Below are 13,182 nucleotides of genomic sequence, written 5' to 3' on the forward strand. Positions count from 1 at the left end.
CGCGGCCGAGACCCGGTCAGCCCCGGCGGCGGGCCACCGCCACCGCTCCGGCGCCCGCCACGAGCAGCGTGAGGGCGCCGGCCGTCAGGTACGGCGTGACCGAGCTGCCGCCCGTCTCGGCGAGGCCCGCCTCCTCGGCGGGGCCGCCCTGGGGCTTGACGTCGTCCGCGGGGGGCTCCGGCGCGGCGGGGGCGGGGGGTGCCTCGCAGGTCGCCTCGGCGAGGGTCACGGTTCCCTCGACCTGGGCGACGCCCAGCTTCAACGGGTCGACGGACACGGTGAGTTCGAGCGCGGTGGCGGCGGCGGTGCGCGAGGTGGTCACGTTCTTCGACAGGTCGAGGCGGACCTCGCCGACCCCGGGCACCTCGACGTCGGTCGGGCCGCCCGCGGTCACCGTGACCTTCTTGCCGAGCACCGTGACCGCGCCCAGGAGGTTCGAGGAGGCGGTCGGGGTCCGGCCCGCCTCGCAGGTCGCCCGGGAGGTGACGCCCTCGAGCTCGATGAGGGACAGCAGCGGCAGGCCGGGGACGTGGAGCCGGGCGTGGGTGAGTCGGGTGGACGCCTCGGCCTTCCCGTCGGTGACCGTCGCCCCGGCGTCGGCGGCCTCCGCGGCGAGCACGCTGAACGGCCGGCCCCCGTCCACGCCGTCCAACGTCGCCGTCAGCGTGGTCTGCCGGGCGCTGCGGGGCGCCTGGACCTCGTTGAGGGTGACCGCGAGCGGGACGTCGACGCTCTTGTGGAGCAGGCTGACGTCCAGCCCGGTGCGCAGGACGACGGCGCTCGCGCGCCCCTGGTCGCCGGTCGCGTGCGCGGCGCCCGCGCCGGCCAGCGCCGCGGGACCGGCGGCGAGGACGCCGGCCGCCGCCACGGCGGCGAGACGGCGTGCGGGCATGCGGAAGTTCGTGCTGTTCAAGGTGGTGGGACCCCCAGAGAGGACTGGCTCGGGACCTCGAAAGGATGTCGCACCGCTCCTCGTTCGACAGCGTTCCCACGGGAGTTCACACGATCGTGGCGCACCCGTGCCCGCTTTCGCGCGTGCGTTCGCCTTCCTACTGCACGACCCGGCCGTTCAGCACGACCTGGACCGGGTCGGCCAGCACGCGTACGTCCGCGCGGGGGTCCTGTGCGTACACCACGAGGTCGGCCGCGGCCCCCTCCTCCAGTCCCGGCCGCCCCAGCCACTCCCGGGCGCCCCACGTGGTCGCCGACAGCGCGTCCAGCGCGGGGATTCCGGCCTTCACCAGTTCCGCGACCTCCGCCGCGACCAGGCCGTGCGGGAGGGTGCCGCCCGCGTCCGTGCCGACGTAGACCGGGATGCCGGCGTCGTAGGCGTTCCGGACGGTGTCGTAGCGGCGGGCGTGGAGCCGGCGCATGTGGGCGGACCAGCGGGGGAACTTGGACTCGCCGCCGGCCGCCAGCTCGGGGAAGGTCGCGATGTTGACGAGGGTGGGGACGATCGCGACGCCTCGTTCGGCGAACAGCGGGATCAGGTCGTCCGTGAGGCCCGTCGCGTGTTCGACGCAGTCGATGCCCGCCTCCACCAGGTCCGGCAGGGAGTTCTCGGCGAAGCAGTGCGCGGTGACGCGGGCGCCGAGCCGGTGGGCCTCCGCGATGGCCGCCTCGACCGCCTCCCGCGGCCAGCTGGGCGCCAGGTCGCCCACCTCGCGGTCGATCCAGTCGCCTACCAGCTTGACCCAGCCGTCCCCCCGGCGGGCCTCCTGGGCGACGTACGCGACGAGGTCCTCGGGTTCGATCTCCCAGGCGTAGTTCCTGATGTAGCGGCGGGTGCGGGCGATGTGCCGGCCCGCCCTGATGATCTTCGGGAGGTCCTCGCGGTCGTCCACCCAGCGGGTGTCGGAGGGCGAGCCGGCGTCGCGGATCAGCAGGGTGCCGGCCTCGCGGTCGGCCAGCGCCTGCTTCTCGGCCACGTCCCGGTCGACCGGCCCGTGCGCGCCGAGGCCCACATGGCAGTGCGCGTCGACCAGGCCGGGCAGCACCCAGCCCGGCACCGTGCGGACGTCACGGGCGGCGACGGGACGGTCGTAGGAGATCCGCCCGTCGACCACCCACAGTTCGTCCCGGACGTCCTCGGGGCCGGCCAGGATCCGGCCCTTCACGTGCAGCACCGTGCGATCGTTCATGACCGCACCCTAGCCAGCCCGGGGTCACTGCTCCCAGGGCGGTGGTCCCTCGAAGGCGAGCTGGTGGACGTCGAAGAGGACCGCCGCCTCGACACCGAGGGCGGGGCCGCCCCGGCGGGCCGCCCAGGTCAGGAACGGGCGCGGTTCGAAGGCGCCCGCGCCGAGGCCCTTGGTGTACTCGGCGTGCGCGGCGAGGGAGGCGATGCCCCGCTCCAGGGGTTCGCCGGTGACGTCCACGCCGTGGGTGGGCCGGTCGGTGCCGGCGACGGCCACGAAGCGGACCCCGCCCCAGGGTTCGAGGCCCTCGTCGGCGAGTTCGGGGAAGATCCAGCGGTTGCCGGCGTCGCGTGCCGCGTCGAGCGCGGCCAGGCCCACCACGCGGTGGTCGGCCTGGTTGACCACCCCGGCGACCATCCGCACGGTGTACGCCCCGGTCACCACGACCTCGGGCCGGTGCCGCCGGATCGCGCGCACGATGTCGCGGCGCAGGGCCGGCCCCTCCTCGATCATGCCGTCCCGGTGGTCGAGGAACTCCACCGTGTCCACGCCCACTTCGCGCGCGCCCGCCCGTTCCTCGCCCTCGCGCAGCGGGCCCGCCTGCTCCGGGTGCAGCCCGTCGATACCCGCCTCGCCGCGGGTGGCCAGCAGATAGGTGACCCGCTTGCCCTGGGTCGTCCAGCGGGCCACCGCGGAGGCCGTCCCGTACTCGATGTCGTCCGGGTGCGCGGCCACGGCCAGGCAGCACTCCCAGTCCTCCGGCAGCGGGGGAAGCGTGCCGCCCGCGCCGGATCCGCTCGTGTCGTCGAGAGTCGTCATGCCCGAATGATGGCGGTTGTCGGGCTCGGCGGGACAGAGGCGCGTATGCCCCTTTCGACCGCCCCGCCGCCCCTGCCCTCGTCCTACGCCTGGTCCTCCACGTTCTCCACGTCGGCCATCGCCGGGTCGAGGAGCCGGGACAGGAAGTGGCGGGTGCGCTCATGGCGGGGAGCGCCGATGACCCGGGCCGGGGCGCCGTCCTCGACGATCACTCCGCCGTCCATGAAGACGACCCGGTCGGCGACCTCGCGGGCGAACGTCATCTCATGGGTGACGACCATCATCGTCATGCCCTCCCGGGCCAGCATCCGCATGACCGCGAGCACGTCGCCCACGAGCTCCGGGTCGAGGGCCGAGGTCGGCTCGTCGAAGAGCATCACCTCGGGGCCCATGGACAGGGACCGGGCGATGGCGACGCGCTGCTGCTGTCCGCCGGACAGGGAGGCGGGGTAGGCGTCCGCCTTCTCGGCGAGGCCCACCCGCTCCAGGTTCTCGGCGGCCACTTTCGCGGCCTCCGCCTTGCCGCGTCGCAGGACCCTGCGCTGCGGCAGGGTGAGGTTCTCGGTGACCGTGAGGTGCGGGAACAGGTTGAACTGCTGGAACACCATGCCGATACGGCGGCGTACGGCGTCGATGTCGACGTCGGGGTCGGTGAGTTCGGTGCCGCCGACGAAGACCTGCCCCTTGGTGGGCTCCTCCAGGAGGTTCACGCACCGCAGCAGCGTCGACTTGCCCGAGCCCGAGGGGCCGATGACACAGACGACCTCGCCCTGGCCGATCTCCAGGTCGATGCCCTTGAGGACCTCGTTGGTGCCGAACGACTTGTGCAGACCGCGTACTTCGATCTCCGGCCGGCTCGCCTCAACGGTCATTTCACGGCCTCCTGGGCCTTGGCCTCCATACGGCGGACCACGAACCCGAGCGGGATCGTCACCAGCAGGTAGCACAGCCCTGCGACGAGGATCGGCGTGGAGTTGGCGGTCGTACTGGCCAGGTCGCGGCCGTACTTGGACAGTTCGCGCTCCTCCAGGGTGACGCCGAGGAACAGCACCAGGGAGGAGTCCTTGAAGAGCAGGACGAGTTCGTTGGTCAGCGGCGGGAGGATGATCCGGAACGCCTGCGGGATGATGATCGAGACCATCGCGCGGGCCGGTGAGAAGCCCAGCGAACGGGCCGCCTCCATCTGCCCCTTGGGCACGGCCTGGATGCCCGCGCGGATCGTCTCCGCCATGTAGGCGGCGGCCACCAGGCCGAGCGCGAGGGCGACCTTGCCGTAGGTGCCGCCGACGATCTCCGTGCCGGGGAACGCGAGCGGTACCGCCACGCCGATGAAGATGAAGATCAGCAGCGCGGGCAGCCCGCGGAAGATCTCGATGTAGACACCGGCGAACCAGCGGTACGGGCCCACCGACGACAGCCGCATCAGCGCGATGACCATGCCGAGGACGAGCCCGACGACGAAGCCGGACACCGTGTAGAGCACGGTGTTCTTCAGCGCCAGCGTGATGACCTCGGGGAACATCTGGTCGGCGATGTCCGCCTGCGCGAACTGGTTCTTCAGCCGCCCCCAGTCCGCCGAGAGGGCGAAGGCGATCACGGCGGCGACGAAGACGGCGTACTGCACGCCACGGGACAGGCTGCGCTTCTGACGCCGGGTCAGGCCCTTCTTGCGAGGCTGGAGTTGCGCGTCCGCCGCGGTCATGAGGCGGCGGGAGAGGCGACCGACTCGTCGTACGGGCCGATCCACTTCTCGTAGAGCTTCTTGTAGGTGCCGTCCGCCTTGGCGTCCGCGAGCGCCTTGTTGATGGCGTCCCGCAGCTTGGTGTTGCCCTTCTTCACCGTGAAGCCGTACTGCTCACCGGTGTTGATGTTGTCGGCGACCTGGAAGGCGTCGGCGTTCGCCTTGTCCTTGAGCCAGCCCTGGACGACCGGGTAGTCGATGACGACGGCCTTGACCTGGCCGGAGCGCAGGCCGTTGAGGACGGCGTCGGAGGACTCGAAGGAGACCGGGTCGAAGCCCTGGCTCTTGACGTAGTCCTCGCCGGTGGTCTGGGCCTGGGCGCCGAGCTTGACCTTCTTCGCCTTGGCGTCGGCGAGCGAGGAGATGCCGCTGCCCTTGGCGACCAGGAGGGCCTGGGTGGCGTCGAAGTAGGGGTCCGAGAAGTCGACGTTCTTCTTGCGCTCCTCGGTGATGGTCATGCCGGCCGCGGCCAGGTCGCACTCGCCGGAGTTGAGGAAGGCGCCGGTCTTGAAGTTCTCGAAGGGGGTGTCGAGGATCTCCTGCTTCACGCCCAGGTCCTTGGCGACCAGGTCGATGAGCGAGACGTCGAAGCCCTGGACCTTGCCGTCGATCTCCGACTGGAACGGCGGGTAGGGCAGGTGGGTGCAGGTGGTGAGCTGTCCGCCCTTGACCAGTTGGACCCCGCCCGCGGCGGTCTTCGAACCGCTGCCGCCGTCGTCGCTGGAGGTGCAGGCAGCGACGAGCAGGAGCCCGGCCGTCGCGGTGGTGGCGGCCAGGACGCGGGTCCGGCGCCCGGAGAGGGTGTTCACGGGAGGCCTCCTGTGGGGGAACTGAGGGTTCCGATTATAAGGAAAGGTTTGAGTGCCTCAAACCAAACCGATGGTCGCGAGGCCGTTCAGCCTAAGAAGTCGCCGGTGGTCGGGGGTTGATCGGGAACGGTTACGCTCGTTCACGTCTACCCCAGTGAGCGAAGAGAGCACCGTCGTGACGCACCCCTTCCTGGACCTGGCCCCGCTCGACGCGGCGCGGTTCGCCTCGATCGAGGACCGTGTGGCCCGGCTGCTGCGCACCGAGCAGGACGTCGTGATCATGCAGGGCGAGGCGCTGCTGCCGCTGGAGGGGGCGATCCGGGGGACCGCGGGTCCGGGCACGACCGCGCTGAACGTCATCACCGGCCCGTACGGGCAGACCTTCGGGGACTGGCTGCGGGACTGCGGCGCGACCGTGATCGACCTCGCCGTGCCGTTCCACACGGCGGTGACCGCCGAGCGGATCGCCGCGGCCTTCGAGGAGCACCCGGCGATCGACTTCGTGTCGCTGGTGCACGCGGAGGCGGCGACCGGCAACACCAACCCGGTCGCGGAGATCGCGGAGGTGGTACGGCGGCAGGGTGCCCTCTTCTACCTGGACGCGGTCGCCTCCGTGGGCGCCGAGCCGGTGCTGCCGGACGTGTGGGGCGTGGACCTGTGCGTGATCGGGGCCCAGAAGGCGATGGGCGGTCCCGCGGGCGTCTCGGCGGTGTCGGTGAGCGAGCGGGCGTGGGCGCGGATGGCGGCGAACCCGGCGGCGCCGCGCCGGTCGTACCTCTCCCTCCTCGACTGGAAGGAGCGCTGGATCGACGGCGGCCGCAAGGCCCTGCTGCACGCCCCGGCGCAGCTGGAGATGCTGGCGCTGGAGGCGTGCGTCGAGCGGATCGAGGCGGACGGGCCGGAGACGGTGATGGCCCGGCACCGGGCGGCCGCGGCGGCGACCCGGACGGGGGCGCGGGCACTGGGCGGCGGTCTTGAGCCCTACGTGCACGAGGACCACGAGGCCGCACCCGTGGCCACGACCCTGCGCTCCCTCTCCGGCGTGGTGGCCTCCGAGCTCGTCGCCCGGGCACTGTCGTCCGACCCCGCGCTGCCCCTGGCCGCGGGCGGGGGCGCCCTGGCGGCGGAGATGGTCCGGGTCAACCACTACGGCGCGGAGGCGAGCTCCGGGGCCGTCCGGGCGAGCCTGGCCGCGCTGGGGGCGGCGCTGACCGAGAAAGGGCTCGCGGTCGATGTGGCGGGAGCGCTGCGGTCGGCCGAGGAGACGTTCGACCGGACGATGAATGCGCGCGGTACCGGTGCATAATTCATAAAGACAATTCCGGGCTTTATCGAGAATAGCTTCCCGTATTCTTCTGCCCGCTTTCTCTCGGGCTAAACGCAAAGATTCTGCGAACGCGAACGGGCCGATTTCGGGGAGATTCCGCGGGGGTCACCTGCTTGTGACGCGTTACACACGATGATCAATTTGCCCTTTATTTGCTGGTCGTAACCATACATAACGGTCACGCCTTGCGCGTCGGTGCGCGCCCGCGCGATAACACACGAGGCGCCCGTACGTAACCCCGTCCGGCGATGCAATTTTGAATTTCGCTCGGTAAATTCAATTCGCATGACTGCCGCACAAGCAGACCTGCAAATCGACCGGCCGACGGTCGCGGACGGAGCCGCACTGTGGCGGATCGCCCGCGACTCCGAGGTCCTCGACCTGAACTCGTCGTACAGCTATCTGCTGTGGTGTCGTGACTTCGCCGCCACGTCGGCGGTGGCACGGAACGAGCACGGGGAGGCGATCGGCTTCGTCACCGGGTACGTCCGCCCGGACCGGCCCGACACCCTCCTCGTCTGGCAGGTGGCGGTGGACTCGGCCCACCGCGGCCGCGGTCTCGCCGCCGCCCTGCTCGACGGACTGACCGCACGGCTCACCGCCGAGCGCGGGCTGACGACCGTCGAGACCACCATCACGCCGGGCAACACCGCCTCCGAGCGGCTGTTCACGTCGTTCGCCGAACGCCGTGGCGCCCGTCTGGAGCGCGAGGTGCTGTTCGACACGGGCCTGTTCCCCGACGGGCCGCACGACCCCGAGGTCCTCTACCGGATCGGGCCCCTCTCCCCCGGCTCCCCCTCCCTCTCCGCCTGACCCCCCACGCACCCCGAGGAGCGATTCGTCGTGACCATCACCCAGCCCGACCTCAGCGTCTTCGAGACCCTCGAGTCCGAGGTGCGCAGCTACTGCCGCGGCTGGCCCACCGTCTTCGACCGCGCGCAGGGCAGCCGCATGTACGACGAGGACGGCCACGCGTACCTGGACTTCTTCGCCGGCGCCGGTTCGCTGAACTACGGCCACAACAACCCCGTGCTGAAACGGGCGTTGATCGACTACCTGGAGCGTGACGGCGTCACGCACGGCCTCGACATGTCGACCACCGCCAAGCGCACCTTCCTCCAGACCTTCCAGGACCTGGTGCTGCGCCCGCGCGACCTGCCGTACAAGGTCATGTTCCCGGGCCCGACGGGCACCAACGCCGTGGAGTCGGCGCTCAAGCTGGCCCGGAAGGTCAAGGGCCGCGAGGCGATCGTCTCCTTCACCAACGCCTTCCACGGCATGTCCCTCGGGTCGCTGGCCGTGACCGGCAACGCCTTCAAGCGGGCCGGCGCCGGCATCCCGCTGGTGCACGGCACCCCGATGCCGTTCGACAACTACTTCGACGGCACCGTCGAGGACTTCCTGTGGTTCGAGCGGCTCCTGGAGGACCAGGGGTCCGGCCTCAACAAGCCGGCCGCCGTGATCGTGGAGACCGTGCAGGGCGAGGGCGGCATCAACGTGGCCCGCAAGGAGTGGCTCCAGGCGCTCGCCGCGCTGTGCGAGCGGCAGGACATGCTGCTCATCGTCGACGACATCCAGATGGGCTGCGGACGGACCGGCGCCTTCTTCTCGTTCGAGGAGGCGGGCATCACGCCGGACATCGTCACCGTCTCCAAGTCCATCAGCGGCTACGGCCTCCCCATGTCCCTGTGCCTGTTCAAGCCGGAGCTGGACATCTGGGAGCCGGGCGAGCACAACGGCACCTTCCGCGGCAACAACCCGGCCTTCGTCACGGCCACCGCCGCCCTGGAGCAGTACTGGGCGGACGGTTCCGCGATGGAGAAGCAGACCCGGCAGCGCGGCGAGCAGGTCGAGCAGGGCCTGATCTCCATCACCGAGGAGAACCTGGCCGACATCAAGGAGTACCGCGGCCGCGGGCTGGTGTGGGGCCTGGAGTTCCACGACAAGGCGCGCGCCGGGAAGGTGGCGCACCGGGCCTTCGAACTCGGGCTGCTCATCGAGACGTCGGGCCCCGAGAGCGAGGTCGTGAAGCTGCTTCCGGCGCTCACGATCACCCCGGACGAACTGGACGAGGGGCTCAGCGTCCTCGCCCGCGCCGTCCGGGAAACCGTCTGAGCATCCGGCTCAGCAGACCGTCCAACTAGGAGGCATCGCAATACCGTGATCGTCCGTTCGTTCAAGGACATCGAAGGCACCGACCGGCACGTGAAGGCGGCGTCCGGCACCTGGGAGAGCAAACGCATCGTGCTCGCCAAGGAGCGGGTCGGCTTCTCGCTGCACGAGACGATCCTGTACGCGGGCACGGAGACGTCGATGTGGTACGCGAACCACGTCGAGGCCGTCGTCTGCGTCGAGGGCGAGGCCGAGCTGACCGACCACGAGAGCGGGCAGACGCACTCGATCACGCCCGGGACCATGTACCTCCTGGACGGTCACGAGCGGCACACACTGCGGGTCAAGGAGGACTTCCGCTGCATCTGTGTGTTCAACCCGCCCGTGACCGGCCGGGAGGACCACGACGAGAACGGCGTCTACCCGCTGCTCACCGAACCCGAGGAGGTGTGACCGCATGACCACCATGACCACCGTCACCGACCTCTACCCCAGCCGCGGCGCCACCGAGGTGTCCGTCCCGCGCAAGGACCCGGTCGTCTGGTCGGCGCCCGGCACGCCGGGACCGATCGCCACGGCCGACCTGGAGGCGTTCGAGCGCGACGGCTTCCTCGCCGTCGACCAGCTCATCGGCCCGGACGAAGTCCCCGTCTACCAGCGCGAGTTGGAGCGGCTGATCACCGACCCGGAGATCCGCGCGGACGAGCGCTCGATCATCGAGCCGAAGTCCAAGGAGATCCGCTCGGTCTTCGAGGTGCACAGGATCAGCGAGGTGTTCGCGAACCTCGTGCGCGACGAGCGGGTGGTCGGCCGGGCCCGGCAGATCCTCGGCTCGGACGTCTACGTCCACCAGTCGCGGATCAACGTCAAGCCCGGTTTCGGGGCCAGCGGCTTCTACTGGCACTCCGACTTCGAGACCTGGCACGCCGAGGACGGCCTGCCCAACATGCGCACGGTGTCCGTCTCGATCGCGCTGACCGAGAACTACGACACCAACGGCGGGCTCATGATCATGCCCGGCTCGCACAAGACCTTCCTCGGGTGCGCGGGTGAGACCCCGAAGGACAACTACAAGAAGTCCCTCCAGATGCAGGACGCGGGCACGCCCTCGGACGAGGCGCTGACGGCGATGGCCTCGGAGTACGGCATCAAGCTGTTCACCGGCAAGGCCGGTTCGGCGACCTGGTTCGACTGCAACGCCATGCACGGCTCCGGCGACAACATCACGCCGTTCCCGCGCAGCAACGTGTTCATCGTGTTCAACAGCGTGGAGAACGAGGCCGTGGAGCCGTTCGCGGCCCCGATCCGGCGTCCCGAGTTCATCGGCGCCCGGGACTTCACCCCGGTGAAGTGATCCGGTGAGCTGATCCTCACAGCCACGACAGCGACGCGGCCCGCTCCAGTACGTTCCGTACGGCGGCCGCGTCGCCCGTCGTTTCCCGGGGGACGCTGTCCGGCTCCTGCCGGCCGCCGACGAGCAGGCAGAAGTCCACCGGGTCCAGGGTGAGTTCGGCGGTCACGGGATCGCTCTGCGAACCGAGGACCCACTGCTCGCCGCCCCGGACCGCGAACAGCACCGGCGGCGCCTCGGCCCCCAGGGCCCCGCCCAGGACGCGGACGGCCAGCCCGACCAGCCGCCCCAGGTGCTCCTCGGGCGGCGGCGGCACGGCCAGGCCCAGGGCACGGCCGATGTCGCCGGTGTGGATCCACGTCTCGAAGGCACGCACCAGGAAGTGCTCGGTGGCCGGCAGCCTGATGCCCATCGACAGCGTGGTCCGGGCGGCGAGTTCGGGGTCGCGGGCGTGCGCGGTGCCGAGCAGCGCGGCCGCCTGCGCGGACCAGTCGGCGACGGTCTCCCCGGGCGTGCGGCCGTACTCGTGGGCGATCACCTCGGCGGTACGCCGCTCCCATGCCTGCGTCCAGTCCGCGTCCTCGTCGATCCGTGCACCCGGCACCCGGGCGTCGATCCCGAGCCGCAGGGCCAGGTGTTCGTCGGCGGCGAGCAGATGGGCGACGGTGGCGTGCACGTCCCAGTCGTGGACGACGGGGGTGGACCAGCGGCCCTCCAGCTCGGGCAGCAGCGCCTCGAACCCGGCGACCGCGGCCGCGTAGGGGGCGGCGTGCCGGGCCACGCGGGCCGGGGCGGGGCGGGCGCGGAGGGCGCCGGCAAGGACGGTGTCGAGGGCGGGCGGCGGCCCGTCGGGCGGCGGCCCGTCCAGCAGACGTACGGCCGCGCGCAGGCGCTCCGCCTCCGCCGCGCAGCTCTCGCACTCGGTCAGGTGCGGGGCGACCAGCCGCTCCTCGGCAGGTTCCAGGGCGCCGCAGGCCCAGGCGGCCAGCAGGTCGCGCACGTCGTCGTGATCGGTCACCGCTCGCCCCCTTCCCTGTGTTCCCCTGCCGCCATCATGCGCCCTTCTCCCACGCCGGGCCGGGCGGGTCGGGTGGATCGGGCGGGTCGGGTGGGTCCGCCAAGGTATCCGCCAGGGCGCGCAGCGCGGTGCGCAGCCGGGTCTTCGCGGTGCCCTCGGGGATGCCGAGCTCGACGGCGGCCTGCCGGTAGGTGCGGCCCGCGAAGTAGGCGAGGTGCACCACCTCCCGCTGGGGCTCCGGGAGTTCGGCGAGGGCGGTGTGCAGCAGAAGGGCGCGCTCCCGGTCGACGACCGCCTCGGCGGGGCCGGGAGAGGCGTCCGGGATGCCGTGCAGGGCGAGGTCGTCGGCGCGGACGTCCTTGCGGTGCCGGGCCTCGCTGCGCACCCAGTCCACGGCCCGCCGGTGGGCCAGTACCGACAGCCAGGTGCGCAGGCTGCCCCGGGCCGCGTCGAAGGCGTACGGCCTGCTCCACAGGTGGGCGAAGACCTCCTGCGCGACGTCCTCGGCCGCGCCCCTGCTGCGGGTCACGCGCAGGGCGACCGCCCGCACCAGCCCGCCGTACGCCCCGTACGCCTCGGCCAGCGCGGACTCGTCGCCGTACACCAGCCGCCGGTGCAGCTCCGCGTCTGCGGATCGCTGCACGGACGTCGTCCCGTCCGTGGACTCCACGGCACCACCACCCCTTGGTGCCCTTCCTAGCGTCCCGGGCGGCGCGGCGCCAGCGGTTCAGCCCGACAGGGCGTCCAGAAGCCGGTCGACATCCGCCGCCGTGTTGTAGAGGTGGAAGGAGGCGCGCAGGTTGCCGGCGCGGTTGGACACCTCGATGCCCGCAGCGCTCAACTCGGGCTGCCGGCCGCCGAGTCGGGGCACGGACACGATCGGCGAACCGGGGGCCGGCAGCGGTTCGTGGCCGAGGGCGGCGAGTCCGGCGCGGAAGCGGTCGGCGAGGGCGAGGTCGTGGGCGCGCACGGCGTCCACACCGAGCTCCGCCAGGAGTTCGAGGGAGCGGCGGGTGCCCGCGTAGGTGAACAGGGCCGGGCTGACGTCGAACCGCCGGGCGGAGTGGGCCAGTTCGGCGACGGGGCCGTAGCAGCTGTCCCAGGGGTTCTCCCCCGCGACCCAGCCGGCGAGCACCGGCCTCAGGTCTCCGAAGTCCTCCGGCACGACGAGGAAGGCCGCGCCGTGCGGGCCGAGCAGCCACTTGAAGGTGGTGGAGACGGTGTAGTCGTACGACTCCGCGTCCACCGGGAGCCAGCCCGCGGCCTGCGAGAAGTCGACGTAGGTGCGGGCGCCGTGGGTCTTCGCCGCCTCCCGCAGGGCGGGCAGGTCGGCGATCCGGCCGTCGGCGGACTGGGCGGCGCTGACGGCGACGAGGGCGGTGCCGGGGCGGACGGAGCCGGCGAGCCGTTCCAGCGGCACGGCGCGCACCTTGAGGTCGCCGCGGGTGTGGAAGGGGTTCACGACGGAGGTGAAGTCGTCCTCGGCGGTGAGCACCTCGGCGCCCGGCGGCAGCGAGGCGGCGACCAGGCCGGAGTGGGTGGACACGGACGCGCCCGCCGCGACCCGGGCGACCGGGACGCCGGCGAGTGCGGCGAACGCGGCCCGGGCCGCCTCCACGTCCTCGAACAGCGGGTCCAGCGGCCGGCCCTCCGCCCGGATCAGCGCGGCCTCCTGGAGGGCGCTCACGGTGCGGGCGGGGAGCAGGCCGCTGCTCGCGGTGTTGAGGAAGGTGTTCTTCGGGGCGAACTCGGCACGGACGAGGCTCTCGAAGGTCTCCATGGGTCCACTGTGGGGCCGCGAGACCTCCCGGTCCATTGCGATTTTCTACGTGGTGTCGCCAAGGAACGCTTATACGTCCGCCCCGAC

14 protein-coding genes are annotated in these 13,182 nt (G+C 71.7%); 5 read left to right on the forward strand and 9 right to left on the reverse strand.

The genetic code is table 11. The features are described from left to right. Window positions 1-16 precede the first annotated feature (16 nt). The 6 genes from ACIQJT_RS12890 to ACIQJT_RS12915 form a co-directional block, all read right to left on the reverse strand. Entirely contained in the window at window positions 17-913 is an 897-nt protein-coding gene (locus ACIQJT_RS12890; protein ID WP_402642761.1) for an SCO1860 family LAETG-anchored protein, read from the reverse strand. Window positions 914-1,049: 136 nt separating this feature from the next. Then, window positions 1,050-2,141 carry an amidohydrolase family protein gene (locus ACIQJT_RS12895; protein WP_402642763.1) on the reverse strand — a complete coding sequence of 364 codons (1,092 nt, stop codon included), beginning with the start codon at window positions 2,139-2,141 and terminating at the stop codon, window positions 1,050-1,052. A gap of 24 nt (window positions 2,142-2,165) precedes the next feature. Beyond that, window positions 2,166-2,957: a PIG-L deacetylase family protein gene (locus ACIQJT_RS12900; RefSeq protein ID WP_402642765.1), complete on the reverse strand. Its 792-nt coding sequence runs from the start codon at window positions 2,955-2,957 to the stop codon at window positions 2,166-2,168. An 83-nt stretch (window positions 2,958-3,040) separates the two neighbouring features. Beyond that, window positions 3,041-3,829, reverse strand: a complete 789-nt coding sequence (locus ACIQJT_RS12905; protein ID WP_402642768.1) for an amino acid ABC transporter ATP-binding protein — start codon at window positions 3,827-3,829, stop codon at window positions 3,041-3,043. Beyond that, complete coding sequence (locus ACIQJT_RS12910) at window positions 3,826-4,659, reverse strand: amino acid ABC transporter permease (RefSeq protein WP_365462224.1); 834 nt, start codon at window positions 4,657-4,659, stop codon at window positions 3,826-3,828. The genes ACIQJT_RS12905 and ACIQJT_RS12910 overlap by 4 nt, the downstream gene beginning before the upstream one ends. After that, the gene (locus ACIQJT_RS12915) at window positions 4,656-5,507 is read right to left on the reverse strand and encodes a transporter substrate-binding domain-containing protein (RefSeq protein WP_402642770.1); all 852 of its coding nucleotides are present in this window, start codon (window positions 5,505-5,507) and stop codon (window positions 4,656-4,658) included. The genes ACIQJT_RS12910 and ACIQJT_RS12915 overlap by 4 nt, the downstream gene beginning before the upstream one ends. Window positions 5,508-5,682: 175 nt before the next feature. Between ACIQJT_RS12915 and ACIQJT_RS12920 the strand changes: the two genes are divergently transcribed. The 5 genes from ACIQJT_RS12920 (at window position 5,683) to thpD (ending at window position 10,300) form a co-directional block, all read left to right on the forward strand. Continuing rightward, entirely contained in the window at window positions 5,683-6,813 is a 1,131-nt protein-coding gene (locus ACIQJT_RS12920) for an aminotransferase class V-fold PLP-dependent enzyme (RefSeq protein ID WP_402643696.1), read from the forward strand. Window positions 6,814-7,119: 306 nt separating this feature from the next. Then, window positions 7,120-7,647: a diaminobutyrate acetyltransferase gene (gene ectA, locus ACIQJT_RS12925; RefSeq protein ID WP_365462228.1), complete on the forward strand. Its 528-nt coding sequence runs from the start codon at window positions 7,120-7,122 to the stop codon at window positions 7,645-7,647. A gap of 30 nt (window positions 7,648-7,677) precedes the next feature. Then, window positions 7,678-8,949: a diaminobutyrate--2-oxoglutarate transaminase gene (gene ectB, locus ACIQJT_RS12930; protein WP_402642774.1), complete on the forward strand. Its 1,272-nt coding sequence runs from the start codon at window positions 7,678-7,680 to the stop codon at window positions 8,947-8,949. A 45-nt stretch (window positions 8,950-8,994) separates the two neighbouring features. After that, window positions 8,995-9,399 carry an ectoine synthase gene (locus tag ACIQJT_RS12935; protein ID WP_365462232.1) on the forward strand — a complete coding sequence of 135 codons (405 nt, stop codon included), beginning with the start codon at window positions 8,995-8,997 and terminating at the stop codon, window positions 9,397-9,399. Window positions 9,400-9,403: 4 nt separating this feature from the next. After that, a complete protein-coding gene (thpD, locus tag ACIQJT_RS12940) occupies window positions 9,404-10,300 on the forward strand; it encodes an ectoine hydroxylase (protein ID WP_402642777.1) in 897 nt (298 codons plus the stop codon). 16 nt (window positions 10,301-10,316) lie between these two features. Here thpD and ACIQJT_RS12945 read toward each other — a convergent pair whose 3' ends face one another. The 3 genes from ACIQJT_RS12945 to ACIQJT_RS12955 are packed head-to-tail and all read right to left on the reverse strand — an operon-like array spanning window position 10,317 to window position 13,095. After that, complete coding sequence (locus tag ACIQJT_RS12945; RefSeq protein WP_402642779.1) at window positions 10,317-11,315, reverse strand: maleylpyruvate isomerase family mycothiol-dependent enzyme; 999 nt, start codon at window positions 11,313-11,315, stop codon at window positions 10,317-10,319. Window positions 11,316-11,349: 34 nt separating this feature from the next. Next, window positions 11,350-11,985: a sigma-70 family RNA polymerase sigma factor gene (locus ACIQJT_RS12950; RefSeq protein WP_365462238.1), complete on the reverse strand. Its 636-nt coding sequence runs from the start codon at window positions 11,983-11,985 to the stop codon at window positions 11,350-11,352. 57 nt (window positions 11,986-12,042) lie between these two features. Continuing rightward, window positions 12,043-13,095 (reverse strand): aminotransferase class V-fold PLP-dependent enzyme, encoded by a 1,053-nt coding sequence (locus ACIQJT_RS12955; protein ID WP_402642782.1) that lies wholly within the window; start codon window positions 13,093-13,095, stop codon window positions 12,043-12,045. Window positions 13,096-13,182 lie beyond the last annotated feature (87 nt).

Origin of the sequence: Streptomyces sp. NPDC091972, assembly GCF_044756385.1 — a bacterium.
GTDB lineage: Bacteria > Actinomycetota > Actinomycetes > Streptomycetales > Streptomycetaceae > Streptomyces.